Origin of the sequence: Methylobacterium carpenticola, from assembly GCF_042748905.1 — a bacterium.
GTDB lineage: Bacteria > Pseudomonadota > Alphaproteobacteria > Rhizobiales > Beijerinckiaceae > Methylobacterium > Methylobacterium carpenticola.
This window is the reverse complement of sequence record NZ_JBHZEO010000001.1, coordinates 3,067,449-3,092,156: the sequence shown is the minus strand read 5'-3', so window position 1 is coordinate 3,092,156 and position 24,708 is coordinate 3,067,449. Positions and strand designations below refer to the sequence as shown.

Sequence of the window (24,708 nt, the reverse complement as noted above, 5' to 3'; positions counted from 1 at the left end):
CGCCGTCCATCTCTCTCGGGCTGCCGCGCCCGGCCCGGACCGCGGATCGTTGATCGAGTCGCGGTCGAGGTTGGGCCGAACGGATCCGCGCCGGCAAGGTGGGCAGGGGCTCTGTGCCCGCAACACACAGCCGGCCGGTCGCATATGTTCTATCTTTGTTCGCGCCGCGGATCAAGGCCGGGTCCGGTTTACCGCGTCGTCCAGGAGCCGGCAGGCGATCCGACGCCAGCCGTTGTTGACAGCCCCGCGATCGCGACAGAAAAAAGGCCACACCTTCGTGTGGCCCAAGTCTAGGGAGGAAACGCCCATAGAGGGCAGCAACGCGGCGACGCCATCGCCGTGCTGCAATGCGGAATATAGGCTTCGGTATCGGCATCATCAAGAGAGCTCAAGGTTAGATCCAGCGATCGATCTGCGATGATGCAAGGAAGCCACGCATCATGGCGGGAGCCCGAGCGGGATTGGGCGGCCGGTGATTCGCGAACACCTTCTTTCCCCTGCCGCCGCGCGGCGGTGCGGGGGATCTGTCAGCCTGTCCGGATCGGACGGAGCCTCGCCCCGTCCCGGGAGCACGATGCATGAGCGACGCGACCGTAACGAACGTCCCGCTGCCGGCGACCCGCTCGATCCGCCTGCGGGGCCTGGTCATGCACCTCGCCGAGGCCGGTCCGGAGGAGGGGCCGCTCACCCTGCTCCTGCATGGATTTCCGGAATTCTGGTACGGCTGGCGGCACCAGATCGCGCCGCTCGCCGCCGCCGGCCTGCGCGTCGTGGCCCCCGACCAGCGCGGCTATGCCGGGAGCGACAAGCCCTCCGATCTCGGCGCGTACCATCTCGATGAACTCGCGGCGGATGTCGTGGCGCTCGCGGATGCCTTCGGCCGCGAGCGCATCCGCGTGGTCGGACACGATTGGGGCGGCCTCGTCGCGTGGCGCGCCGCCGCCCAGTATCCGGAGCGGATCGACCGGGTTGCGATCCTGAACGCGCCTCACCCGGACGTCTTCCTGGATTACGCCAAGCGGCATCCGAGCCAGGGGCTGCGCAGCTTCTATGTCGGGTTCTTCCAGCTGCCCTGGCTGCCCGAGGCGATACTGGGCGCCGGCGGGTTCGCGCTGCTGCGCCGCGCGCTCGTCACGACGAGCCGTCCCGGCACCTTCGAGGCGGCCTCCCTCGACCGCTATGCCGCCGCCTGGGCCGAGCCCGGCGCGCTCACCGGCATGCTGAACTGGTATCGCGCCCTGCGGCTGCCCCGGCGGCCGGCGCCGTCCCCGATCCAGCCGCCGGTGCTCGTCCTGTGGGGCAAGCGCGACACCGCCCTCGAAGCCCAGCTCGCCGAGGACAGCCTGACGCGCTGCATCGACGGGCGCCTGCACTGGTTCCCGGACGCCACCCACTGGCTCCAGCACGAGGAGGCGGAGGCCGTGAACCGGGCCCTGATCGCCTTCCTGACTGACGCGGCACCCGGCGATTGAGCCTGTGTCCCGAATGCGTCACCCGCCCGGCCGTCGGCCCGCCCCGGCTTGACCGGCCCGATCCGTCTCGGCCATGCCCGCTGCTCCGCGCCGCGATTCGGCGCACCCGCAGAGGGGAGGGCGATCATGACGCCTCGAATCCTGGCGCCGCTCTGCGGCGCCGCCCTGATGGCGCTGGCCGCCACCGGACCCGGCCGGGCGGCGAGCGTGCTCGAAAGCGGCCCGCTGGCCGACTTCCTGACCGTCTTCCGCCAGCAGGCGGTGCCACGCCAGACCATCGGCTGGAACAGCCCCTACAAGCCCGGCACCGTCGTCATCTCGACGAGCCAGCGGCGGCTCTACTACATCCTGCCGAACCAGGAGGCGGTCCAGTACGGGGTCGGCGTCGGGCGGCAGGGCTTCTCGTGGTCGGGCACCAAGACCGTGACCATGAAGAAGGAATGGCCCGCGTGGCGGCCGCCCGAGCAGATGCTGAAGCGCCGCCCGGACCTGCCCCGCTACATGGCGGGCGGCATGGACAACCCGCTCGGCGCCCGCGCGCTCTATCTCGGCTCGTCGCTCTACCGGATCCACGGCTCGAACGAGCCCGAGACCATCGGCGCGGCGGTGTCCTCCGGCTGCATCCGGATGACCAACCGCGACGTGATCGACCTCTACAGCCGCGTGAAGATCGGCACCAAGGTGGTGGTGCTGCCGTAGCGGTCCCGAGGTCGGGCGCAGGCTCCTGCCGCATCGGCGCCAAGCCGGGAGTTTCTTCTCCCCCTTTCCCGGATCTCCTTCCGCCGTCGCTTCGGTCGCCGGGAAGGAGGGGGCGGGCTTCGATCGGAGCGCCCAGCTCGGCACCCGGGACCGGATGCCGATCTCTCCGACAGCCGCCGTCTCACCGCGGCGGGCGGGTGAGCCCTGCCCGCCGCAGCGCATCCGCCAGTGCGCCGTCCCCGGCCGGCTGCGCCGCCGGGCGGGGCGCCTTGGCGGGCGGCTCGCGGCGGCCGGCCTCGCGGCCCGGCCGGGCGCCGATCGCGTCGTCGAGGCGCATGGTCAGCGAGATCCGCTTGCGCGGCACGTCCACGTCGAGGACCTTCACCGTCACCACGTCGCCGGGCTTCACCACCGCGCGCGGGTCCTTCACGAAGGTGTTCGCCAGGGCCGAGATGTGCACGAGGCCGTCCTGATGGACGCCGACATCCACGAAGGCTCCGAAGGCGGCGACGTTGGTCACCACCCCTTCGAGCCGCATGCCGGGCTTCAGGTCGGCGATCGTCTCGACGCCCTCCTGGAAGGTCGCGGTGCGGAAGCTCGGGCGCGGGTCGCGGCCCGGCTTCTCCAGCTCGGCGATGATGTCGGTGACGGTCGGCAGGCCGAAGCTGTCATCCGTGAAGCGCTTGGCGTCGAGGGAGCGCAGCAGGCCGGTATTGCCGATCACGCCCCTGATGTCGCTCTTCGTCGCCTGGAGGATGCGCCGCACCACCGGATAGGCCTCCGGATGCACGCCCGAGGCGTCGAGCGGGTCGTCGCCGCCGGTGATGCGCAGGAAGCCCGCTGACAGCTCGAAGGCCTTCGGCCCGAGGCCGGCCACCTTCTTGAGGCCGCTGCGGCCGCGGAAGGGGCCGTTCGCGTCGCGGTGGACGACGATGTTCTGCGCCACCCGCTCGGAGAGGCCCGAGACCCGGGCGAGCAGCTTCGCGGAGGCGGTGTTCACGTCGACCCCGACGCCGTTCACGCAATCCTCCACCACCGCGTCGAGGGAGCGCGACAGCTTCCCCTCGGCGAGGTCGTGCTGATACTGGCCGACGCCGATCGAGCGCGGCTCGATCTTCACCAACTCCGCCAGCGGATCCTGCAACCGGCGGGCGATCGACACCGCTCCGCGCAGCGAGACGTCGAGATCCGGCAGTTCCTGGCTGGCATAGGCCGAGGCCGAGTAGACCGAGGCGCCGGCCTCCGAGACCATCACCTTGGTGAGCTTCAGCTCGGGATGCTGCTGGGCGAGTTCCGCGGCGAGCCGGTCGGTCTCCCGCGAGGCGGTGCCGTTGCCGATCGCCACCAGCTCCACCCGGTGGAGCTTGCACAGCCGCGCGAGCGTCGCGAGGGAGCGGTCCCAGTCGCGTCGCGGCTCGTGCGGGTAGATCGTGTCCGTGGCGACGACCTTGCCGGTGGCGTCCACCACCGCGACCTTCACCCCCGTCCGGTAGCCCGGATCGAGGCCGAGCGTCGGACGCGCGCCCGCGGGCGCGGCGAGGAGAAGGTCGCGCAGGTTGCCGGCGAAGACCCGGACCGCCTCGGTCTCGGCCGCGTCCCAGAGCCGGGCGCGCAGGTCGAGTTCGATCGACAGGCGCAGCTTGGTGCGCCATGCGAAGCGCACCGTCTCGGCGAGCCACCTGTCGCCGGGCCGGCCCTCGTCGCGGATCCCGAAGCGCAGGGCGATGCGGCCCTCGCTCAGGCTCGGCGCCCCCGGCTCGGCATTGGCCGGCTGCTCGTCGAGGCGCAGGTCCAGCACCTCCTCCTTCTCGCCCCGGAACAGGGCCAGCACCCGGTGCGAGGGGAGGCGGGTCAGCGGCTCGGAGAAGTCGAAATAGTCGGAGAACTTGGCCCCCGCCTCGGCCTTGCCCTCGCGCAGGAGCGAGACCAGCCGCCCGCGGTTCCAGAAGGCCTCGCGCAGGGCGCCGACCAGTTCCGCATCCTCCGCGAAGCGCTCGACCAGGATGGCGCGCGCACCTTCGAGGGCGGCCTCGGGCGTCGCGACGCCCGCCTCGGGGTTCACGAACGCCGCCGCCCGGTCGAGGGGCGCGCGGCGCGGATCGGCGAGCAACGCCTCCGCCAGGGGGCCGAGCCCGGCCTCGCGGGCGATCTGCGCCTTGGTGCGCCGCTTGGGCTTGTAGGGCAGGTAGAGGTCTTCGAGCCGGGCCTTGGTCTCGGCCGCCAGGATCTGGCCGCGCAGCGCAGCGTCGAGCTTGCCCTGGGATTCGATGCTGTCGAGGATCGCCCGGCGCCGCTCGTCGAGTTCGCGCAGGTAGCGCAGGCGCTCCTCCAGGGTGCGCAGCTGCGCGTCGTCCAGCGTCCCGGTCACTTCCTTGCGGTAGCGCGCGATGAACGGGACCGTCGAACCGCCGTCGAGCAGCTCGACCGCCGCCTTGACCTGCCATTCCTGCGCGCCGAGTTCGGTCGCGATGCGCTGGGTGATGCTCAGCATGTCCTGCCCTTGGAACCGGCGAGACGGCTCCGGAGGGCTGGCCGCCGGAGAGCCTCAGGCCCTCCGGACGCCCCGGAGTCGCTCGCGGTGGGCGGTGTAGAGGCCGCTCGCCGCGATCACAAGGACGCCGAGGCCGACATAGCCGTCGGGCACCGAGCCGAAGGCGAGGGCGCCGATCAGCACCGCCCAGATGATCTGGCTGTAGGAGAAGGGCACCAAGGTCGAGGCCGGGGCGTGCCGGTAGGCGATGGTCACGATCCAGTGCCCGGTGGTCGAGATCAGGCCGATCGCCGCGCCGATGGCGACCTCGTCGAGGTTCGGCGTCGTCCAGACGGCCGGGACCATGCAGGTCAGGAGCGCGAAGCCGATCAGCGCCGACCACGTCATCGTGGTCTGCGGGGCGTCGTAGCCGTTGATCTTGCGGGTGACGACGAGCGCGAGGGCCCAGAACAGGGCCGAGGCGACCGGGAGCAGCGCCGCCGCCTGGAAGGCGCTGGTGCCCGGACGCAGGATGATGAGCACGCCGCAGAGGCCGACCAGGGCGGCGGCCCAGCGCCGGAACCCGATCGTCTCGCCGAGGAGCGGGATCGACAGGGCGGTGACGAAGATCGGCGACACGAAGCTGATCGCCGTCGCCTCGCCGACCGGCAGGTAACGCAGCCCGCTGAGGAAGAGCAAAGCCGAGCCGAGCAGCGCCACGCCGCGCAGCACCTGAAGGCCGGGGCGCGCGCTGCGGAAGGCCGAGCGCCCGCGCCTCCGCGACCGGCCGATCAGGGCCGCCACCAGCATCACCGAGACGAAGCCGGCATAGCGCAGCCACGCGATCTCCAGCGCCGGGAGCGATCCGGCGAGATACTTCGCGGTCGCGTCCGACGACGACAGGAAGACGGTCGAGAGGATGACGAGGCCGATTCCGCGCAGCGGCTGATCCCCGGTCAGGGACAGCGTGGGGCGCGACGGGATGACGGCGGGAAGACTGGGGGCGAGCGTGGCCACGGCCGTGCGGGAGCAGGAGAGCGGGAGGCCCTCAACTTAGCACTGCTTCGCTCATCTCAGCCGTGACGATCCCGCGGAACGGCCATGCCGCAGGCTCAGCCCTGGTTAAGGCCGGATTCACCGCCCTGTGTCCAAACCGCGGTGGGAAGACGGCCCGCGCTCCCGGACCTCGGCCGCAGGATCCGCTCCGATCGGACGGATGCCTGCGGCCGGGGCCGCGGAGCGGTCAGCAGCAGCGGAACCCGCCGCGCCCGCCGACCCCGAAACGGGCGTTCTGGCGGTCGCGGAAGAACTCCGTCTGCGTCATCGGCTGCTGGTCCGGATGCGTCTTGCGGATATGGGCGACGTAGGCGTCGTAATTGCCCTGTCCCACCATCAGGCGGGCGCCGTCGCAGACGCATTTGGTGAGGGTGGCCCAGCGTTCCCGCAGGGCCTCCGATTGCAGCGCCATGGCCGCCTCACTCCGCCGGAGCCGGCACCGGGCCGCGCGGATCGGCCTCGAGGGCGGTCCAGGTCGAGGTCCGGTAGGCGGCGATGCAGGACTTCACCCCGAAGAACACGATGGCGACCACCACCGCCACGAACAGCACCGCGAGCACCGCGTCGATGCGATCGTTGAACACGATCTGGTTCATCTGGTCGAGGGACTTCGCGGGCGCCAGCACCTTGCCCTCCGCCGCCGCCGCGGCGTAGCGGTCGGCGTGGGCGAGGAAGCCGACGCGCGGATCGGCCGAGAAGATCTTCTGCAGGCCGGCGGTCATCGTGCAGGCCACGAGCCAGACCGTCGGCACGATGGTGACGAGGGCGTAGCGCTCCCGCTTCATCTTGAAGATCACCACCGTGCACAGGGTCAGCGCGATGGCAGCCAGCATCTGGTTCGAGATGCCGAAGAGCGGCCACAGGGTGTTCACGCCGCCGAGCGGATCGGTCACGCCCTGGTAGAGGAAGAAGCCCCAGAACGCGACGCAGAGCGCCGTCGCCACGATGCTGGGGCCCCAGGAGGCCGTGTCCTTGAAGGCCGGCACCGCGACGCCGATCAGGTCCTGCAGCATGAAGCGTCCCGCCCGCGTGCCGGCATCGACCGCGGTCAGGATGAACAGGGCCTCGAACAGGATGGCGAAGTGGTACCAGAACGCCATCATCGCCTTGCCGCCGACGACGTTCGAGATGATGTGGGCCATGCCGACCGCGAGGGTCGGGGCGCCGCCCGCCCGCGAGATCACCGTGTGCTCGCCCACATCCGCGGCGGTCTGCTGGATCGTCTCGGGGGTGATCGGGAAGCCCATCTTGGTGACGGCAGCCGCGGCGCTCTCCGGCGTGGTGCCGACGACCGCGGCCGGCGCGTTCATCGTGAAGTAGACGCCCGGGTCGATCACGCTCGCGGAGACCAGCGCCATCACGGCGACGAAGGACTCCATGAGCATGCCGCCGTAGCCGATGAAGCGGGCGTTCTTCTCGTTGTCGATCAGCTTGGGCGTCGTGCCCGAGGAGATCAGGCTGTGGAAGCCCGAGACCGCGCCGCAGGCGATGGTGATGAACAGGAAGGGGAACAGCGAGCCGGACCAGACCGGGCCGGTGCCGTCCACGAACTTGGTGACCGCCGGCATCTGCAGGTGCGGGGCGAGCACCAGGATGCCGAGCGCCAGTGCCACGATGGTGCCGATCTTGAGGAAGGTCGAGAGATAGTCGCGCGGGGCGAGCAGCAGCCAGACCGGCAGGATCGAGGCCACGAAGCCGTAGCCGATCAGCATCCAGCAGAGCTGCGTGCCCGTGAAGGTGAACATCCGCCCGAGCACCGGGTCGGCGGCGACGTTCTGGCCGTACACGATGGCGAGCATCAGCAGCACGAAGCCGATCAGCGAGACCTCGCCGATCTTGCCGGGCCGGATCCAGCGCGAATACACGCCCATCAGGAGCGCGATCGGGATCGTCGCCATCACCGTGAAGGTGCCCCACGGGCTCTCGGCGAGCGCCTTGACCACGATGAGGGCCAGCACCGCCAGGATGATCACCATGATCAGGAAGGCGCCGAACAGGGCGATCACGCCCGGGATGGTGCCGAGTTCGGAGCGGATCAGCTCGCCGAGCGAGCGCCCGTCGCGCCGCATCGAGACGAACAGGACCATGAAGTCCTGCACCGCGCCCGCGAGCACCACGCCCGCGAGGATCCAGAGCAGCCCGGGCAGGTAGCCCATCTGCGCCGCCAGCACCGGGCCGACGAGCGGGCCCGCCCCCGCGATCGCCGCGAAGTGGTGGCCGAACAGCACGTACTTGTCGGTGGGGACGTAATCGAGCCCGTCATTGTGGCGCATGGCCGGGGTCGGGCGGTTCGCGTCGAGCCGCATCACCCGGTCGGCGATGAAGAGCGAGTAGTAGCGGTAGGCGATCAGGTAGATCGACACCGCGGCGACCACGATCCAGAGGGCGTTGACGCTCTCGCCGCGATTGGTGGCCACGACGGCGAGCGCGGCGGCGCCGAGCGCTCCCACGAGGGCCCACGGCCCATGCTTCTGGACGGCTGTCATGCGAGCGTTTCTCCCGAGGGGGGCGGTTCGGTACGAACGGCCGTTTAGTTACTCGGGATGTTAACCGCTTTTAGACTTTCGGATAAGCGCCAGGAATCGCGCTGGCCATGCTCGGGCCGCGCGGCTCACCCATCAAGCCCTGGAACCATTCCCTTGCGTCATGCAGCCCGCGCATGGCGGCCGCAGCGCATCTCCCAACGTTAGTTCGTCGAGCTTTCCGAGAGGATGTGGTCGTAGTCGAGATTCGCGGTCTCGATGACGATCTGGGTCCGGCTGATGACGCCGAGCTTCCGCAGGATCTCCGAGACGTGGGCCTTCACGGTGGAATCGCCGACGCCGAGTTCGTGCGCGATCTGCTTGTTGAGCTTGCCCTGCCGGATCATCAGCAGCACGCGCACCTGCTGGGGCGTGAGTTCGGCGATGCGCTCCGCGATCGGCGGCTTGCTGCCGCGGGGCGGCGGCTCGCCCTCCTGCGCGCCCATGCCCTCCGGCACGAAGATCGCCCCGTTGAGCACGTCCGTGATGGCCCGGGTCAGCACCGCCTTGCCGGCCGCCTTCGGCACGAAGCCGGAGGCGCCGTGGCTCAGCGCCTCGCGCACGATGCGCGGGTCGTCGAGCCCCGACACGACGAGGATCGGGATGCGCGGGAACCGGGTGCGGATGGCGATCAGGCCGTCGAAGCCGTTGACGCCGCGCATGGTGAGATCGAGCAGGGTGAGGTCCACCGAGCGCAGGCGCGTGAGCGCGGCGCAGGCGCTGTCGATCCCGTCCGCCTCCTCGACCGCCGCCGCCGGGAAGGCAAGCCGCACCGCGCTCGCCAGAGCCTCCCGGAACAGCGGGTGATCATCGACGATCATCAGATGCATGTCCGACCCCTTCTCGACGGGAGCCGGCGTGTTGTCCGGAGTCATCCCGTCGCGAGGAGACATATGGTTGCCCGTACCGGTCAATCCCACCATCGGCCTGCAACGTCCCTTTACGCCGCGCGGGGCCCTGGCAGCGCGGCGGTCCGCCGTCCCGCCGCTGCGCCGAACCACCGCCCGGTCCGTAATATTCTCGAACTACAACTGTTATTGGCGTGAATGATGATTAACACACGAGTTGATCTTGCGACACTGTGCTTTGGTACGGAGATGCAAGACGGGCCGGGGGCGGAAGGTCTGATCTGCACCTTCGTCCAATGGTCGGCCGGAGAGGGTCGGCCCTATCGTTCTGGGCCTTCAGCGGTCGGAGGAAACGTCGCCGCGAAGCAGGCGGGATCGGGGTCGGCATCATGGCAGGCGCATCCTTCGCGGAGCGCGCCGGCCGATCGCGGGGGCGATCGCCGCTCCGCTCCCCAGCGCAGGCGCAGTCGCCGCACCGGCTGCGCCTGCGCACCAGGGCAAGCGCTTCAGGGCGCTCGCCTTGGTGCGCACCCTGCCGCATTTGCCTCCGTGCCGGGGCCGGCCATAATAGGGCCGTCCCGCCGCGTGACGGGCGGTGGGCCTGGGAGAGGAAACGTGACGCAGGGCATCCGCTCCTGCTCGCATCGGTGCGGCATTCAGACGGCATGGACGGATGAGGCGGGCACGGATGCGGCGGTGGCAGCGCTTGCGGAAGGGCTCGATCGCGAGCGCATCGGCCATCTGGTGATCTTCTTCTCGCCGCGCTACGGCGCCGACCGGATCTCTGCGGCCTTCGCCCGGCACTTCCCGGGCGTGCACGTCGCCGGCTGCACCTCCTCGGGCGAGATCAGCCCGGTGCGCGGCCTGGCCCGCGGGCTCGTCGCCATCGCCTTCCCGCGGGCGGGCTTCCGCATCGCCTCCGTGCTGCTGGAGCGGATCGGCGAACTGGAGGCGGAGCGGGCGGCCGAGTCGCTGCGGCAGCTGCGCGGGCGCCTCGACGCCATCAGCACCGGCGGACGGCGCTTCGCCATCTCGCTCATCGACGGTCTCGCCAATGCCGAGGAGGCGGTGATCGCGGCGGTGTCGGGAGGGCTCGACGGCGTGCCGCTCGTCGGCGGCTCGGCCGGAGACGAACTCACCTTCCACGACACGGCGCTGATCCATAACGGGGTGGTGCACCGGCGCGCCGCGATCCTGCTGCTGATCGAGACCGATTTCGCGGTGGAGATCTTCAAGAACCACAATTTCGAGCCGACCGAGACCAAGTTCGTGGTCACCGACACCGACCACGAGCGGCGCGTGGTGCGCGAATTGAACGCCGAGCCCGCCGCGGAGGAATATGCCCGCGCGCTCGGGACGTCGCTCGATGCGCTCACGCCCACGGAATTCGCCGCCAACCCGCTCGTCGTGCGCATCGGCGGCGATTACTTCTGCCGCTCGATCCGCCACATCCATCCGGACGGCTCGCTGAGCTTCTTCTGCGCGGTCGACGAGGGCGTTGTGCTGACCCTGGCCCGGCAGAAGGATATCGTCGCGGCGACGCGCGAGGAACTCGTGAGCCTGGATGCCCGTCTCGGCGGGCTCGATCTCGTCATCGGTTTCGAATGCGTGCTGCGTCGCCTCGACGCCGAGCTGCACCAGGTCCGGCATTGCCTGTCCGACCTCTACCGCCAGTACAATGTCGTGGGCTTCGAGACCTATGGCGAGCAGTTCCGCTCCATGCACCTGAACCAGACCTTCACGGGGATCGCGATCGGCGGGCAGTCGGTGCCATGACCATCGGGATGCACGAGGCCGCGGCGGACGAGGACCGCGAAGCGCTCCTGCGGCGCGTCGCCAAGCTGGAGCGCATCAACGCCGCACTGATGGTGCAGGTCGAGCGCTCGATGGACCAGCGCGGCACCGCCTATTCCCTGTTCCAGACCGCCATCACCCTGGAAGGGCAGGTGCGGGCACGCACCGAGGAGCTGACCGCGCTGATGCGCAGCCTCGAACGCTCGAATCAGGCGCTCACCGCCGCCAAGGAGGAGGCCGAGCGGGCCAACCGCTCGAAGACCCGCTTCCTCACCGCGGCGAGCCACGACCTGCTCCAGCCGCTCAACGCCGCCCGTCTCTCGCTCTCGGCCCTCGGCGACATGCCGGTGGACGTGGAGGCGAAGGGGATCGTGGGCCAGGTCGAGCGCGGGCTCCAGACGATCGAGGATCTGATCAAGACCCTCCTCGACATCTCGAAACTCGATGCCGGGCTGATCCAGCCGGCGCCGCGCAGCCTCAAGCTCGCAGACGTGTTCGAGAGCGTCGAGGCGAGCTTCGGCCCGCTCGCGGCGCGCAAGGGCCTGCGCCTCAGCGTGCGGCCGGGGGGCCTGTGGGTGACCAGCGATGTCGTGCTCCTGCAGCGGATCATCCAGAACCTCGTCTCGAACGGCATCCGCTACACGCAGACCGGGGGTGTGCTGGTGGCCGCCCGGGCCCGCGGGGAGCAGGTGCGGATCGACGTGATCGATTCCGGCGCCGGCATCCCGGATGCCGACCGGGATCTGATCTTCGAGGAATTCCACCGCGGTGGGCGCGAGAGCGTCGACGGCGAGATCGCGCTCGGCCTCGGCCTGTCCATCGTGCGCCGCTCGGTCGAAGCCCTCGGCCACCAGCTCACCCTCGCGTCGCGCGTCGGCCATGGCTCGCGCTTCACCCTGATGCTGCCGCGGGCGGCGGCCGAGGCGCCCCGGCCGGTCATGCCGCTCGCCCTGCCGACGAGCCTCACCGGCGCGCGGATCGCGGTGATCGAGAACGACCGGGCGGCCCTCGAAGCCCTGGCCCGGCTGTTCCAGAACTGGGACGCGCACGCGCTCGCCGCCCGGGACCACCTCAGCCTGATGCGTCTCACCGGCTCGACCTGGAGCCCGGACGTCATCATCGCCGATTATCATCTCGATGGCGGCGCCTGCGGTCTCGACACGGTGACGTGGCTGCGCACCGTCCACGGCATGGATATCCCGGCCGTCGTCACCACCGCGGACCATTCCCCGGAAGTCGAGGCGCATGTGCGGGCCACCGGCTGCGAGCTCGTCCACAAGCCGATCAAGCCCGGACAGCTGCGGGCGCTTCTCGCGCATCTGCTGACGAAATCTTGATATCGCCCCGCGCCGAGCGCAGCCGTGCCCCGCAAAGGTGGAGGGCAGCGGGCCTTGCTTTCCCGCATCATGCTCCTCACATTGGGTGAATCGCGCCGTCCCTGCGACCCGTGCCTTCGATCCTTGCCGGCACGGGCCGCATGGGCGGCGTGCCGTGCTTCACTTCTCGAACCGGCCCGTCATCCTCTTGTGGATCGAGTGGAGGCCCGTGAGTCAGCCCCAGATGAATCAGCTCGTGCGCATGTCGCATCTTTTCCCTGCCGAGACCGTTCAGGAGCCGTCCCCCGAGCTTCGGGTGCCATTCGCGCAGTCGGGCGCGTTCGTGTGCAAGTTCATCATCGGCGAGCCGAACGACCGCGCCATCTGCTGCGGCGCTCCGGTGCAGGACGGGAAGAGCTGGTGCGCCTTCCACCGCCGGATCGTGTTCGAGCCGGCGCGCCCCGGCCGCCTGCGCTAAGCCGCACGCTGCACACCCGATCGATCGGCCGGCGGCCCCCCGGGCTCGCCGGTCGTTGGCACGCCTGCAACCTCAAGAGAGCGCTATGCCGCGATTCGGGTCATCGTCTTGTTCAGGCGTCGCCGCCGCCTGACGAGTGGCCGCTTCGGCGAACGATGCTTCGCTTGGACCGACCTCGACACGAGAGCCCGCAGCCCGTCCGGCCTCCGCGAGGTCATCCGAGGACATGGCCGGGCAGGACGTGCCGGCCCGTGCGACCAGCGCCCGGTGCATGTCACCCGCGGCCGGGCCCGCAACATCCGGGGGCCGTGGCGAACGCGGCCATGATCTGCCGGTGAGGTCCGTCAATCGAACCAGGCGCGGCCGGAACGGCGGCCCGTCGGCGGGCCGGTCCACGGCCCGATCCCATCATCCCCTCCGTCGTCCATGATGCCGAGGGTCGGATAGAGCGTCCGCACGCGCAGGGGCCGCCAGGGCTCCGGCGCCCGGGCGATTGCGGGGAGCGCGGGACGCCGCTTCTGCCAGCGCCCGACGCCGACCGGGTGGATCGGAGCGCGGATGCGCCGCCTTGAGCCTGAACGGAGGGGGCGGCGGCCCGGGCGGGCGGATCGGTCCAGCGGGTCTGCGCCTGCGCGCCGCTTCCGCAGAGGGCGAGCGCTATGACGAACGCCCATCGACGCTTCAGCACCGGACCATCCTTCTCGCTCCCGCCTTCTCGCCCTTGCCTTCTCGCCCTTGTCGCGGTGGTGCGCCCCGCCCGGACGGTCCGCACCGGCGACGGCTCTAGCATGCCGGCGTCGCGCCGTCGTGCCACGTGCGCCCGCGCAGGGCGGCCGTCCCCGCCCTGGGTGTAAGCTTGTCCGGTCGTCGCGCCGGGCGGCGGCAACCGGGAACCCGACCGATGGCCAGTCTAGCGATCGTCCGCTCTGCCATCCTGCCGAGCTTGGCCGCTGCCGGTACACTCACATCATCCCAGGTCTCGGCGCAGGGCTGCGAGGATCTCTGGTATCAGCGCAATCGGATCTTCAAAGAAGCGGGCTATTGCTTTCGTACCCCGCGCGGAACCAGCGCCTTCGGCAATGCCGGCTGCGCCTACGGCGACGAGCGGGACGTGCCGCTCTCCGGTCGCGAGCGCGACGCGGTGGCGGCGATCCGCGATGCCGAGCGCCGGCTCGGCTGCCGCCCGTGACTGGCGTCGCCCTTGCCTGCCGACGCCGACACAGCCCAACGGAGGTCAGATCGTGCATCAGAACAGCACCGAGATGTCCGGGATCCGCGTCGGACCGTCGATCGCTGATCGATTGCGGGACGCCGTGCTGCTGCTCATCCTGGTGATCGGTTTGCCGCTCGCTCTGGGATGGATCGGCTTTCTCGGCTGGAGCGTCCTCTGGCTCGTCGGCCGGATCCTCTGAGGCGGACGCGCCGAACGCCTGACGGGCAGCCAAGCGGCGGATTGCAGAACCGACAGGACCGGGATTGCCTGCGTCCGGTCCCCGCGGACCATGGTGGCCGCAGGCGATCGATGACGGGCGAGCCGCTCCGGCGGCGGACCGGGCATTCGTGCCTCTTCTTGAGGCCCGCCGCCACGCTCTTGTCTGAGCATCCGGATTCTTTGTCTGAGCGTCTCATTGCGCGACAAAGGGGCTCGATTCCGTGGTCGCGGCGCTCACAAACATGTATCTCATCACGTCGTGAGGGTTGATCGTGCGGCGTGACGAGGCTCCGGCGGCGCTTCAATCACGAGAAAAATGTCGGACAGGTCTGATGGATCGGTCATGCCGGCATGGATATCGTGATGAGGTTGGCTGACGATCGAGAAGTCTCGACCGTCAGGATATTTGGACATATGCCGAAATCGGTGATTTCGGCCGTGCGGAGACTTTCCGTCGAGCGCGGATCGACTGCTCGCATCCATCCTAGGAAAACAAACCGGCAACCAGCTTGCGCATAGAGTCCTCGATGCCGAGAGCCCAGACTTCACTCAGCGTGCAGCCAGCTTGGTTGAGACGGCGCGGGTATTCCCCGCGCGTCAAGGCTATCCTGGCAAGTTCTTTGTCCGCCGCGGCTCCGCGGCGGTTCCAGCCTGACGCGACGCGGCTGGAGGAGAGCACGAGCGCGGTCGTGGTGCCCTTCGTCCGCAGGACGGCTCCAGCCTCCCTGCGCTCGCTGGTGGATCCGGACTGAGCGACGGCCGACAATCTCGTCGAAGCGGCGGTTCGGCAGGCCGTGAGCGCGTCGGTCGTCGAGAGGCGCGACAGCTCGGCATTCGTACATTCCACGTCGTGCCGGGCGGCGGCGCTCCGGCGCAGCTCGCGCCCGAACAGCAGCGATGGCCCGATCGTGAGGCCGCACGGAGGATGATGACGGTGGCCGCGATCGTCGCGGCCTTCCGGTGCCACGGCGCCTCGACCTCGTCCGTGGACAAGGCGAGGTTGAGGATGGGCGGATAATCGGCCACCCGCTTGAAGGTGTCATGGCGCTCGATGCCGTCCCGAGCCGCCGTGCTGATGAAGCTGCCGCTTGGACAGGTTCACGGCGCCCTGCTCACCGAGCCCGATGGTCTCCGGCAGGTCCCGGAAACAGGACAGCTTCCGGGTGCCGAGAACGACCCCGCCGAAGGAGCCGTCCGGCTTGGTGATCCGCTGGCTCAGGGCGAGGACCCGGCTGCCCGTCCGGCGCGAGATCACCCTGAGCAGGCTGTCGGGGTCTACTCGGCCGCATCCCGCCGCGGCCGGCGGCCGAGGAGTCCGTTCCTGACGCAGCGGAAGGACATCCGAGTGGGGGCCGGGGCGGCGAGAACTGCCGTCTCCGGATGATCGACACGGATGATGCGCTCGCGCCGGCCGCCGCGGGCCGGATGCCGTCCCGGAGAGCCGGGATACGACCTGTCCCGACCTCGGCGGGAAACCGGTCAAGCGCTCTGCGGCGGCGGCACCAGAGAGGAACGACGGATAAAACCTGCGTATGATTTCGCCCGGGCCGCCCCGGATGCATGGTCCAGCTCACCGATCGCGGCGGATGGCGAGGCGGCCGGACGAGGAGGCGGGCATGGGACTGACGGTGGCGATCCCGGGAGGACCTGCGGCCGGCGAAGCCCTGATGCGTGCCGAGGCGGCGCGCTGCGCCATGGCGCGGCTGCTGGCGGTGGCCGGCCACGATCTCAAGCAACCGCTTCAGGTCGCCCTGATGTCGATCGAGCGCGCGGTCTCCGATGGCGTCGCCCCGCGCGCCGCGGCCCGGCTGGGGCTCGCCAGCGACGCCCTCCAGCGCCTCGCCCGCGAACTCGACGACCTCGCCCGCTCCTCGCAGGCCGGCCACGCCCCGCCGCGGATCGAGACGGTGCCCCTCGGCGCGCTCCTCGCCACCGTGGAGGAGGAGTGGCAGCTCTTCGCGGAGGCCTGCGGCGTGCGGCTGCGGGTCCGGGCGAGCGGCCTGTGCGGCCGGAGCGAGGGGGCGATGCTCGCCACCATCCTGCGCAACCTCGTGGGCAACGCCATCAAGTATGCCGGGCGCGGCGGGCGGGTGCTCGTCGGCTGCCGCCGACGCGGCTCGCGCATCGTCGTTGAGATCCATGACAACGGGCTCGGCATCGCCCCGGAGCGGCTCGCGGGCATCTTCGAGGCTTTCGACCGCGGCGGCCGGCGCGACGGCGTCGGGCTCGGTCTCGGCCTGCACATCGTGCGCCAGACGGCGCAAGCGCTCGGCCACGCGGTCGCCGTGCAGTCCCATCCGGGCCGCGGTTCGACCTTCAGCGTGACGCTGCCGCGCAGCGGCCTCGCTCCCGATCACGAGGCACCGGATGCGGCCGACGCGCGCGCCTGATCTTCCGGGCGGCCGCGCGTCGCGGGCCGCCGCGATCCTCATCGCGCTCGGCGTCTTCCTGATCGACGTCCTGACTCCGCTCGAGGGCGCGGTGGCGGTGCTCTACGTCGCGGTCGTGCTGATCGCGGCGCGCGCCTTCACCCGGCGCGGGGTGATCCTGACCTCGGGCGGCTGCCTCGCCCTCACGATCGCCGCCTACCTGATCTCGCACGATCCGGAGGAGATCGGCTCGTCCCTGCTGCGCTGCCTCGTGAGCCTCGCGGCGATCGGCATCACCACCGCGCTCGCCCTGCGCCACAAGGCCGATGCCGCCGTGCTGGCCGAGCAGGCCCGCCTCCTCGACCTCACCCACGACGCCGTCTTCGTCCGCGACGCCCGCGGCGTGATCACCGTCTGGAACCGTGCGGCCGAGGTCTTCTACGGCTGGCCGGCCGCGGAGGCCGCCGGCTGCGCCGCGCATGATCTCCTGCACACCGAATTTCCCGAGGACCGCGACGCCATCCTCACCGAACTCAACCGGACCGGGCGCTGGGAGGGCGAATTGATCCAGCGGACCCGGGCGGGCCGGCGGATCGTGGTCGAGAGCCGCTGGGCGCTCCAGCGCGGCGCCGCGGGGGAGCCGCTCGCCGTGCTGGAGACCAATACCGACATCACCGAGCGCAAGGAGGCGGAAGCGGCCCTCCTCACCCTTCAGGCCGACCTCGCCCACGCGGCCCGGGTCGCGACCATGGGCGAACTCACCGCCACCATGGCCCACGAGATCAATCAGCCGCTCGCCGCCGTGGTCACCAACGGCGAGGCGGCGCTCCGCTGGCTGCGACGGCCGGTTCCGGATCTCGGCGAGGCCGCCGAGGCCCTGACCCGCGCGGTGGCGAATGGCCGGCGGGCCGGCGAGATCGTGGCGCGCATCCGCGCCTTCCTGGCCAAGGCGCCACCGCGCCAGGAATGGCTCGACCTCACGGAGATGATCGGCGAGGCCGCGCAGCTTCTCGACCGCGAACTCGCGCGGCACGACGTGACCTTGCGCGCGGAGCGGGAGCCGGGCCTGCCGCTGGTCCGCGGCGACCGGGTGCAATTGCAGCAGGTGATGATCAACCTGATGGTGAACGGCATCCAGGCGATGGCGGCGGTCGCGGATCGTCCGCGGATTCTCACCGTACGCACGCGGCGGGAGGAGGGGATGCAGGTGCGGATCGAGGTGGCGGATACCGGCGAGGGCATCCGGCCGGAGGCGATGGAGCGGCTGTTCCAGCCCTTCTTCACCACGAAGAGCAACGGCATGGGCATGGGGCTGGCGATCTGCCGCTCCACCGTGGAGGCCCATGGCGGGCGGCTCTGGGTGTCGGAGGCGGCGCCCGGCGCCGTGTTCCGCTTCACCCTGCCGGCCGGCGGGGAGCGTGCGGCATGACCCGGCCGCCCCCTTCCGGCGAGCCCACCGTCTACGTGGTGGATGACGACGCGGATCTGCGCGACGCGCTGTCCGGTCTGTTCCGCTCGGTCGGGCTTCCGACCGCCACCTACGCCTCGGCGGCGGATTTCATCGGCGCGCGGCGGAGCGAATCGCCCGGCTGTCTCGTGGTGGACGTTCGCATGCCCGGCATGAGCGGCCTCGATTTCCAGGCCCAGCTCGCGGATCTCGGCATTCTCCTGCCGATCATCCTGATGACCGGCCACGGGGACATCCCGATGTCGGTGCGGGCGATGAAGGCGGGCGCCGTCGACTTCCTGGCCAAGCCCTTCCGCGATCAGGACATGCTGGATGCGGTCACGGCCGCGCTCGCGCGCGACGCCGAGCGCCGCAGCCGCGATGCCGGCCTGCAGGAATTGCGGACGGCCTACGGCACGCTCACCGCGCGCGAGCGCGAAGTTCTCACCCATGTGACCGCCGGCCTGATGAACAAGCAGATCGCCGGCGTGCTCAACCTCAGCGAGATCACGGTCAAGATCCACCGCGGCAACGTGATGCGCAAAATGAATGCGCGATCCCTCGCCGATCTCGTCCGGATGGCGGAGGCGCTCGGAATCGCGAAGATCTGAGGCGATGTCCAAACCTCAGTATGATTCCATGAAGCGCCTCGGGCGTTCATATACGGACATGGTTCTCTACCGCTGGGTCAGGCGACCTTGGGCGGTGCAAGGTTGATGATGTCCGACACCCCGACGATCGCGATCGTGGACGATGACGAGGCCGTCCGGCTCGCCACGGCAAGCTTCGTCCGCTCGCTCGGCTACGAGGCGCGCACCTATGCCTCGGCGCAGGACTTCCTGCGCGACGAGCCGGGAGTGCCGCCCGATTGCCTGATCACCGACGTGCAGATGCCCGGCATGAGCGGGGTGGAGCTGCAGGAGCACCTGCGCGCCGAGGGGCGGACCCTGCCGGTCATCGTCGTGACGGCCTTCCCGAACGAGGCCCTGCGCCGGCGCGTCTTCGCGGCCGGCGCCGCCGCGTTCCTGGAGAAGCCCTGCGCCGGGGACGCGATGATGGTGTCGCTGGAGCAGGCGCTGGAGGGACGGGCCGCCTGAGCGGGGCCCCTACAGGTCGAGTTCCACGGTCACCGGCACGTGGTCGGAGGGTTTCTCCCAGGCCCGCGTGTGCCGGGCCACGGTGACGGACCGCACCGTGCCGGCGAGATCGGGCGTGACCCAGATGTGATCGAGGCGCCGGCCCTTGTCGGCGGCGGCCCAGTCGGGGGAGCGGTAGCTCCACCACGTGTAGATCTTCTCCGGCTCGGGGCGCAGGTGGCGCATCGTGTCGATCCAGCCCGCCTCGCCGCGCAGGGTCTCCAGGCGCTCGGTCTCGATCGGCGTGTGGCTCACCACGTCGAGGAGCTGCCGGTGCGACCAGACGTCGTGCTCCAGGGGCGCCACGTTGAGATCGCCGACCAGGATCGCCGGACCCGCCATCCGCCGGCCGCCCCAGGCGCGGATCTCGTCCATGAAGGCGAGCTTGTGGGCGAACTTGTCGTTGAGCGCCGCATCCGGCACGTCGCCGCCCGCCGGGACGTAGAAGTCGTGCAGCACGATGCCGGCCGCCGCGCCCGCCTCGGGGCCCAGCACCGCCGAGATGTGGCGGGCATCCGGCCGGTCGCAGAAGCGCATCACCTCCTGCGAGAGCAGCGGCAGGCGGGACAGGATCGCGACGCCGTTGTAGCCCTTCTGGCCGGCGAAGACGATGTGCGGATAGCCGAAGCCCTGCAGTTCCTTCAGCGGGAAGCGGTCGTTCGGGCACTTCGTTTCCTGCAGGCACAGGACGTCGGGCCGCGCCTCGTCGAGGAAGCGGCGCACGAGGTCGATGCGCAGGCGGACGGAGTTGATGTTCCAGGTCGAGACGGTGAGGCGCACCGGACGAGTCTTCTCTGGCGGGAGGGGCGGATCAAACGGTTTCCGGGTGAGCGCTTGGCGATGGCTGCGCCATCGCGTCGCGATGCGGAAACCGGCTTCGCTCAAGCGTGCGCGGAGCCCTGCTCCGCGCCGCGCGGGCTGGTGATACGGTGTCCGGACGTGATCGTTCGGAAACCGTATCAGCGCTGCGGCGGCTGCTGGCGCATGCGCTGCTCCAGCTCCTTGTCCTCGGCCCGGCCGTAATTGATGACGAACATCATGCCGTCGATCGGCCGGCCGCGCTGGAGGTTCGAGAGCAGCACGGTGGTCTGGTAGCCCTGCGGATCGGTGATGCGCCACTGGCTCAGGCCCTTCATGGCATCATCGAACACCAGGACGATGCGCGAGGTGCCGCCGAGCGTCGAGCGGTCCTCCAGGCTGATGCGCACGCTGCCCGGATCGGTGGAGACATCCGTCACCGAGAGGTCGCGGGCGAGGTCGATCCGCTCGCGCAGCAGGAATTTCAGCGGCGTCTGCGAGATGAAGTAGAGGTCCTGCGTCGCGAGCTTGCGGTCGCGCACCGCCACGGAGGTGCCGTCGGCCACCACTTCGAGCGGGGAGGGCTGGTCGTAGTCGAAGCGCAGGCGGCCCGGCTTGGCGAGATAGAGCTTGCCGCCGATCTTGCGCCCGTCCGCGCCGATCTGGACGAAGTTGCCGGTGAGCGTCGAGACGCCGTTGAAATAGGCGTTGGCGCGCTCGATCACGGCGGTCGGGTTGCTGGTGTCGATGGCGACCGGCGTCGTCACCGCGGCGACCTGCTGGGGCGGCGCCGCGGCGGCCGCCGGGGCCGGCTCGGCCGCCGCCTCGACGGGGGCGGCCTTGCTGCCCCCGAGGGTGGTCGGGCGGCGCGGCGGGAGCGGGGCCCGGGACAGGGTCGCGGGTGCGCCCGGCGCCGGCGCCTCCGGTTCTGTCGGCTGCGGGTCCTTGCGGCCGAACAGGCTGTCGAGGAAGGACGTCACCTGCGCCTGGGCGGGCGCCCCGCCTGCGAGGCAGAGCGCCGCCGCAAGGACGGGAAGCAGGCCGGAACGGGGACGGCCGGTCATCGGCAAGGTTCTCCGTGAGGGCGGATTGCGGCGCGGATCGCGCCGCCAGCGGCCGGGCGCGGCGGCGGACGCTGCGCCGTTAGAGACGGGCCCTGTGGCGAATATGCGACGCCGGATCCGGTTCGGCGGCGCATTCTCACTCATCCTCCGCAACCGGTGCGGCGGGCGCCTCGACCAGGATCTCGCGCTTGCCGGCGTGGTTGGCGGGACCGACGATGCCCTCCCGCTCCATCCGCTCCATCAGCGACGCCGCCCGGTTGTAGCCGATCTGAAGACGCCGCTGGATGTAGCTCGTCGACGCTTTCTTGTCCCGCAGCACCACCGCGACCGCCTGGTCGTAGAGGTCGGCCGCCGGATCGGCGAAGCTGCCCTGGTCGAAGACCGGCGCATCGGCCGGGGCGGCCTCGGCCTCCTCTTCGTCGGCGGTCACCGCGTCGAGATAGGCCGGCCGGCCCTGGCGCTTGAGATGGGCCACGATCGCCTCCACCTCGTCGTCCGACACGAACGGGCCGTGAACCCGCGTCGTGCGGCCCCCGCCCGCCATGAACAGCATGTCGCCCTGACCCAGAAGCTGCTCGGCTCCCATCTCCCCCAGGATCGTGCGCGAGTCGATCTTCGAGGTCACCTGGAACGAGATCCGTGTCGGGAAGTTCGCCTTGATCGTCCCCGTGATCACGTCCACCGAGGGCCGCTGCGTCGCCATGATCAGGTGGATGCCCGCCGCCCGCGCCATCTGCGCCAGGCGCTGGATCGCCCCCTCGATGTCCTTGCCGGCCACCATCATCAGGTCGGCCATCTCGTCCACGATCACCACGATGTAGGGCAGCGCGCCCAGGTCCATCACCTCGTCCTCGTAGACCGCCTCGCCCGTCTCCCGGTCGAAGCCCGTCTGCACCGTCCGCGTGATCACTTCGCCCCGCTCGCGCGCCTCCGCCACCCGCGCGTTGAACCCGTCGATGTTGCGCACGCCGAGGCGCGCCATCTTCTTGTAGCGCTCCTCCATCTCGCGCACGGCCCATTTGAGGGCGATGACCGCCTTCTTGGGATCGGTGACCACCGGCGAGAGCAGGTGCGGGATGCCGTCGTAGACGGAGAGTTCCAGCATCTTGGGATCGACCATGATCAGGCGGCACTCCTCGGGCTTCATGCGGTAGAGGAGGGAGAGGATCATGGTGTTGATGGCCACCGACTTGCCGGATCCGGTGGTGCCGGCGACGAGCAGGTGGGGCATGCGGGCGAGGTCGGCGATGATGGCCTCGCCGCCGATGTTCTTGCCGAGGCAGAGGGCGAGCTTCTGCTTGGTCTCGGCGAAGGCGGGGCTGGAGAGGATCTCGCGCAGGTAGACGGTCTCGCGCTTGACGTTGGGCAGCTCGATGCCGATGGCGTTGCGGCCCTGGACGACGGCGACGCGGGCCGAGATGGCGGACATCGAGCGGGCGATGTCGTCGGCGAGCGAGATGACGCGCGAGGACTTGGTGCCGGGCGCGGGCTCCATCTCGTAGAGCGTTACCACCGGCCCGGGCCGCACCGCCAGGATCTCGCCCCGCACCCCGAAATCGTGGATCACCTGCTGGAGCTGCACGGCATTCGCCTGGAGCACGTCCGCGTCGAGGCTGCTGCCGTCCGAGGCGCGGGCCTCGGTGAGCAGTTCGAGGGGCGGGAACTCGTAGGGCGTCTCCGACGCGCGCGCCTGCGGGCGCGGCGGCAGCGGCACGAGGGCGATGATGTCCTCGTCGTCGTCCGCATCCTCCGCGTCGAGGCCGAGGTCGGAATCGAGGCCGGCATTGCCGATCACCACCGTGTGCGTCTCGGCGGGAGCCGGAGTAGGCTCGGGCTCGGGCTCGGGCTCGGCTGCCGGCGCGGTCGCGACGGCGGGCGGCAGGACGACCGGCAGCGGCGGCGCCGCATCCGGCTCGACCGAGCGGGTGGCCGGGATCGGCTCCACGGGACCGACGGGCACCATGGTCAGCGCCAAGGGCACCAGCGGCAGGTCGAGGCCGGCCTCCGGCTGCGGAGCCGGCACCGTCACGAACGCGGCCGGTTCGGGCGCGACGGCCCGCGCCTCGGCAGGCTCCGCGACCGGCCTCACGTCCGGCTCGGCCGGCGCGCGGGCGGCGTCGACGGCCATGGGCTCGGCGGCCGGGATCGCCATCTGCCCGATGACGGCCGGTTGCGCGGGCTCAGCATCGGCCGCGGCCGGCGCCGCCCCCGCTTCCCCGGCGTCCGGCGATACGTCGTCGGGCGCGGCCGGCTCGATGACCGGCGCCGTCGCCGCGATCGGCTCGGCGGCCGCAGCGGCCTCCGGTGCGGCGTCGTTCGAGGCCACCGGCACGGCGGGCTCGGGATCGGCCGGCAGGATCGTTTCCGGTTCCGCGGCGGCGGTCTCCTCGCCGGCCACCGGCCGGTTGTCCTGCACCTCCGCGACCGCGAGCGGCTGGGTCCAGTCGTGCTTCAGCAGTCCGCCGAGGGCGTAGAGGGGCCGCTTCGGCAGCGCCCGCAGATGCGTGATATCGCGCGGCAGCAGGATCGGCCCGGCCGGTTCCTCCGCGACGCTCGCCTCGGCCGCCTCGGCCGCCTCGACGACCGGCGCGGCGGATTCCGCGGCATCCTGCGACACCGCCGGTTCGGCCGGCTCGGACGGCCGGTCGATGGCGGGCGCCGGGTCGCTCGTCACCGGGCTCGCATCGGTCGCGATCAGCGCCGGAGCGTCCGCCTCGGCGGGCGCATCCGTGACGGCCGCCGGCGCCGCGGCGCTCTCGGCTTCGTCCGGCGCGAGGGCCGGGGGAGCCGGAGGCGGGGTCTCGTCCGGAGCGTGGCGCAGGAGATGGTCGGGCGTGCGCGTGAAGCGCACCCCGGGCGGCAGCACGTAGGGCTGGCGCCAACGCGGCAGCGGCGGGACGGCGGCCGCCTCGGCCGCCAGCCGCTCGGCCTCCGCCGCCGCCTCACGGGCCGCCCTCTCGGCGGCGGCGTGTTCCTCGGCGGCCAAGCGCTCGGCCTCGCGCGCCCGCGCCTCCTCCTCCCGCTTGCGGCGGCGGGCCTGGAGCACGTGGTCGGGCGTGCGCGTGAAGCGCAGGTCGGTGACGTCCGGGCTCCGCTCCGGGCGCGGCGCCGGACGGACCTCGTCGGCCGGGCGGCGCGCCCGGGTCAGCACGGTCCGGGCCGGGCCGGCCGGCGGGATGGCGAGCCACGCCTCCCCCGCGTCCGGGCCAGGACCCGCCGGGCGTGGCGGCTCGGGTGGACGGGGCGCGGGTGCGCGCGGGGCCGCGACCGGCGGGACGGGCGCCGTCTGAACCGGAACGGGCGGGGGCACGGGGGCCGGCTCGACCACCGGGACGGGTGGCTGCCAGACCGGTTCGGGTGGTGGCGGTGCCTGCCAGACCGGTTCGGGCGACGGGGGCTCTGCCCGTACGAGATCGGGCGTCCAGGCCGGCACTGCCGGCTGCGGGGCCGGCTCGGACATCCAGCTCGGGGTCGCGCGCCGGTCGAGCGCCACCGGCCGCGGCGGAGGCGGCAGGGCGAGGCGCTGCGGCATCTGCGGCGACAGGTGCCGGGCGATGAGCGCGCGGATGCGCATGAGGGTTTCGGCCAGCGCCGCGAGCGAGAGCCCGCGGCGCGCAGCCGGAGGGGTGGCGCCGCGCATCCCGTGCGGATGGCGCGCCGAAGTCTCGAGGTAGGGGGGCCGTCCCGATGATCTCATGATGCTGGCTGGTTGGGCCGCGCCGCCCGCGGCTCTGCTCCTCCCCAGTTAGGCGCGGTATCGTTAACACCCGATTAGGCAGCCGGCCGGGGGGCCGTCCCGCGCCCGCC

Annotated in this window: 22 protein-coding genes; 11 read left to right on the top strand and 11 right to left on the bottom strand. The window is 71.0% G+C overall.

The features are described from left to right. Positions 1-578 precede the first annotated feature (578 nt). Positions 579-1,472: an alpha/beta fold hydrolase gene (locus ACE101_RS14550; protein ID WP_379130611.1), complete on the top strand. Its 894-nt coding sequence runs from the start codon at positions 579-581 to the stop codon at positions 1,470-1,472. Positions 1,473-1,598: 126 nt separating this feature from the next. Continuing rightward, on the top strand, positions 1,599-2,171 hold the full coding sequence (locus ACE101_RS14545) for a L,D-transpeptidase (RefSeq protein WP_379130608.1): 573 nt from the start codon (positions 1,599-1,601) through the stop codon (positions 2,169-2,171). A 181-nt stretch (positions 2,172-2,352) separates the two neighbouring features. On the opposite strand, the gene ACE101_RS14540 is transcribed toward ACE101_RS14545, so the two are convergent. From ACE101_RS14540 to ACE101_RS14520, 5 genes are all read right to left on the bottom strand, one after another. Further along, on the bottom strand, positions 2,353-4,662 hold the full coding sequence (locus ACE101_RS14540) for a Tex family protein (RefSeq protein ID WP_379130605.1): 2,310 nt from the start codon (positions 4,660-4,662) through the stop codon (positions 2,353-2,355). A 54-nt stretch (positions 4,663-4,716) separates the two neighbouring features. After that, positions 4,717-5,658 (bottom strand): DMT family transporter, encoded by a 942-nt coding sequence (locus ACE101_RS14535; RefSeq protein WP_379130603.1) that lies wholly within the window; start codon positions 5,656-5,658, stop codon positions 4,717-4,719. Between the two features lie 226 nt (positions 5,659-5,884). Further along, positions 5,885-6,109 carry a YbdD/YjiX family protein gene (locus ACE101_RS14530; protein ID WP_379130600.1) on the bottom strand — a complete coding sequence of 75 codons (225 nt, stop codon included), beginning with the start codon at positions 6,107-6,109 and terminating at the stop codon, positions 5,885-5,887. Between the two features lie 7 nt (positions 6,110-6,116). After that, positions 6,117-8,183: a carbon starvation CstA family protein gene (locus ACE101_RS14525; RefSeq protein WP_379130597.1), complete on the bottom strand. Its 2,067-nt coding sequence runs from the start codon at positions 8,181-8,183 to the stop codon at positions 6,117-6,119. Positions 8,184-8,383: 200 nt separating this feature from the next. Continuing rightward, the gene (locus ACE101_RS14520) at positions 8,384-9,049 is read right to left on the bottom strand and encodes a response regulator (RefSeq protein WP_379130594.1); all 666 of its coding nucleotides are present in this window, start codon (positions 9,047-9,049) and stop codon (positions 8,384-8,386) included. Between the two features lie 633 nt (positions 9,050-9,682). On the opposite strand from ACE101_RS14520, the gene ACE101_RS14515 reads away from it, so the two are divergent. The 5 genes from ACE101_RS14515 to ACE101_RS14495 all read left to right on the top strand — a co-directional run bounded on the left by ACE101_RS14515 (position 9,683) and on the right by ACE101_RS14495 (position 14,067). After that, the gene (locus ACE101_RS14515) at positions 9,683-10,843 is read left to right on the top strand and encodes an FIST N-terminal domain-containing protein (protein WP_379130591.1); all 1,161 of its coding nucleotides are present in this window, start codon (positions 9,683-9,685) and stop codon (positions 10,841-10,843) included. Further along, on the top strand, positions 10,840-12,198 hold the full coding sequence (locus tag ACE101_RS14510) for a hybrid sensor histidine kinase/response regulator (RefSeq protein ID WP_379130589.1): 1,359 nt from the start codon (positions 10,840-10,842) through the stop codon (positions 12,196-12,198). The genes ACE101_RS14515 and ACE101_RS14510 overlap by 4 nt, the downstream gene beginning before the upstream one ends. Positions 12,199-12,421: 223 nt before the next feature. After that, positions 12,422-12,655, top strand: a complete 234-nt coding sequence (locus ACE101_RS14505) for a GcrA family cell cycle regulator (protein WP_379130587.1) — start codon at positions 12,422-12,424, stop codon at positions 12,653-12,655. A gap of 901 nt (positions 12,656-13,556) precedes the next feature. Beyond that, the gene (locus ACE101_RS14500; RefSeq protein ID WP_379130584.1) at positions 13,557-13,844 is read left to right on the top strand and encodes a YARHG domain-containing protein; all 288 of its coding nucleotides are present in this window, start codon (positions 13,557-13,559) and stop codon (positions 13,842-13,844) included. After that, positions 13,813-14,067, top strand: coding sequence for a hypothetical protein (locus ACE101_RS14495; RefSeq protein WP_379130582.1), 255 nt, complete (start codon positions 13,813-13,815; stop codon positions 14,065-14,067). The genes ACE101_RS14500 and ACE101_RS14495 overlap by 32 nt, the downstream gene beginning before the upstream one ends. Positions 14,068-14,339: 272 nt before the next feature. Here the strand turns inward: ACE101_RS14495 and ACE101_RS14490 are convergent, their stop codons facing one another. The 3 genes from ACE101_RS14490 to ACE101_RS14480 form a co-directional block, all read right to left on the bottom strand. Beyond that, positions 14,340-14,501 carry a hypothetical protein gene (locus ACE101_RS14490; RefSeq protein ID WP_379130579.1) on the bottom strand — a complete coding sequence of 54 codons (162 nt, stop codon included), beginning with the start codon at positions 14,499-14,501 and terminating at the stop codon, positions 14,340-14,342. A gap of 70 nt (positions 14,502-14,571) precedes the next feature. Continuing rightward, positions 14,572-15,054, bottom strand: a complete 483-nt coding sequence (locus tag ACE101_RS14485) for a hypothetical protein (protein ID WP_379130576.1) — start codon at positions 15,052-15,054, stop codon at positions 14,572-14,574. A gap of 72 nt (positions 15,055-15,126) precedes the next feature. Next, positions 15,127-15,342 (bottom strand): PDC sensor domain-containing protein, encoded by a 216-nt coding sequence (locus tag ACE101_RS14480; protein ID WP_379130573.1) that lies wholly within the window; start codon positions 15,340-15,342, stop codon positions 15,127-15,129. A gap of 331 nt (positions 15,343-15,673) precedes the next feature. On the opposite strand from ACE101_RS14480, the gene ACE101_RS14475 reads away from it, so the two are divergent. The 4 genes from ACE101_RS14475 to ACE101_RS14460 all read left to right on the top strand — a co-directional run bounded on the left by ACE101_RS14475 (position 15,674) and on the right by ACE101_RS14460 (position 19,000). After that, positions 15,674-16,477 carry a sensor histidine kinase gene (locus ACE101_RS14475; RefSeq protein WP_379130571.1) on the top strand — a complete coding sequence of 268 codons (804 nt, stop codon included), beginning with the start codon at positions 15,674-15,676 and terminating at the stop codon, positions 16,475-16,477. Beyond that, on the top strand, positions 16,455-17,885 hold the full coding sequence (locus tag ACE101_RS14470; protein ID WP_379130569.1) for a sensor histidine kinase: 1,431 nt from the start codon (positions 16,455-16,457) through the stop codon (positions 17,883-17,885). The genes ACE101_RS14475 and ACE101_RS14470 overlap by 23 nt, the downstream gene beginning before the upstream one ends. Next, complete coding sequence (locus ACE101_RS14465) at positions 17,882-18,514, top strand: response regulator transcription factor (protein ID WP_379130567.1); 633 nt, start codon at positions 17,882-17,884, stop codon at positions 18,512-18,514. The genes ACE101_RS14470 and ACE101_RS14465 overlap by 4 nt, the downstream gene beginning before the upstream one ends. A 108-nt stretch (positions 18,515-18,622) precedes the next feature. Further along, positions 18,623-19,000: a response regulator transcription factor gene (locus ACE101_RS14460; RefSeq protein WP_379130564.1), complete on the top strand. Its 378-nt coding sequence runs from the start codon at positions 18,623-18,625 to the stop codon at positions 18,998-19,000. 9 nt (positions 19,001-19,009) lie between these two features. On the opposite strand, the gene ACE101_RS14455 is transcribed toward ACE101_RS14460, so the two are convergent. The 3 genes from ACE101_RS14455 to ACE101_RS14445 form a co-directional block, all read right to left on the bottom strand. Further along, positions 19,010-19,819, bottom strand: coding sequence for an exodeoxyribonuclease III (locus tag ACE101_RS14455; RefSeq protein ID WP_379130562.1), 810 nt, complete (start codon positions 19,817-19,819; stop codon positions 19,010-19,012). Between the two features lie 179 nt (positions 19,820-19,998). After that, positions 19,999-20,901: an outer-membrane lipoprotein carrier protein LolA gene (locus ACE101_RS14450; RefSeq protein WP_379130560.1), complete on the bottom strand. Its 903-nt coding sequence runs from the start codon at positions 20,899-20,901 to the stop codon at positions 19,999-20,001. Between the two features lie 136 nt (positions 20,902-21,037). Continuing rightward, positions 21,038-24,541, bottom strand: coding sequence for a DNA translocase FtsK (locus ACE101_RS14445; protein WP_379138684.1), 3,504 nt, complete (start codon positions 24,539-24,541; stop codon positions 21,038-21,040). Positions 24,542-24,708 lie beyond the last annotated feature (167 nt).

Excerpts from the sequence above, each read along its gene's own strand:
- ACE101_RS14550 (WP_379130611.1), top strand. The coding sequence starts at position 579 with ATGAGCGACGCGACCGTAACGAACGTCCCGCTGCCGGCGACCCGCTCG.
- ACE101_RS14545 (WP_379130608.1), top strand. The coding sequence starts at position 1,599 with ATGACGCCTCGAATCCTGGCGCCGCTCTGCGGCGCCGCCCTGATGGCG.
- ACE101_RS14540 (WP_379130605.1), bottom strand. The coding sequence starts at position 4,662 with ATGCTGAGCATCACCCAGCGCATCGCGACCGAACTCGGCGCGCAGGAA.
- ACE101_RS14530 (WP_379130600.1), bottom strand. The coding sequence starts at position 6,109 with ATGGCGCTGCAATCGGAGGCCCTGCGGGAACGCTGGGCCACCCTCACC.
- ACE101_RS14525 (WP_379130597.1), bottom strand. The coding sequence starts at position 8,183 with ATGACAGCCGTCCAGAAGCATGGGCCGTGGGCCCTCGTGGGAGCGCTC.
- ACE101_RS14520 (WP_379130594.1), bottom strand. The coding sequence starts at position 9,049 with ATGCATCTGATGATCGTCGATGATCACCCGCTGTTCCGGGAGGCTCTG.
- ACE101_RS14510 (WP_379130589.1), top strand. The coding sequence starts at position 10,840 with ATGACCATCGGGATGCACGAGGCCGCGGCGGACGAGGACCGCGAAGCG.
- ACE101_RS14505 (WP_379130587.1), top strand. The coding sequence starts at position 12,422 with ATGAATCAGCTCGTGCGCATGTCGCATCTTTTCCCTGCCGAGACCGTT.
- ACE101_RS14500 (WP_379130584.1), top strand. The coding sequence starts at position 13,557 with ATGGCCAGTCTAGCGATCGTCCGCTCTGCCATCCTGCCGAGCTTGGCC.
- ACE101_RS14495 (WP_379130582.1), top strand. The coding sequence starts at position 13,813 with ATGCCGAGCGCCGGCTCGGCTGCCGCCCGTGACTGGCGTCGCCCTTGC.
- ACE101_RS14490 (WP_379130579.1), bottom strand. The coding sequence starts at position 14,501 with ATGTCCAAATATCCTGACGGTCGAGACTTCTCGATCGTCAGCCAACCT.
- ACE101_RS14475 (WP_379130571.1), top strand. The coding sequence starts at position 15,674 with ATGGCGAGGCGGCCGGACGAGGAGGCGGGCATGGGACTGACGGTGGCG.
- ACE101_RS14470 (WP_379130569.1), top strand. The coding sequence starts at position 16,455 with ATGCGGCCGACGCGCGCGCCTGATCTTCCGGGCGGCCGCGCGTCGCGG.
- ACE101_RS14465 (WP_379130567.1), top strand. The coding sequence starts at position 17,882 with ATGACCCGGCCGCCCCCTTCCGGCGAGCCCACCGTCTACGTGGTGGAT.
- ACE101_RS14460 (WP_379130564.1), top strand. The coding sequence starts at position 18,623 with ATGTCCGACACCCCGACGATCGCGATCGTGGACGATGACGAGGCCGTC.
- ACE101_RS14450 (WP_379130560.1), bottom strand. The coding sequence starts at position 20,901 with ATGACCGGCCGTCCCCGTTCCGGCCTGCTTCCCGTCCTTGCGGCGGCG.
- ACE101_RS14445 (WP_379138684.1), bottom strand. The coding sequence starts at position 24,541 with ATGCGCGGCGCCACCCCTCCGGCTGCGCGCCGCGGGCTCTCGCTCGCG.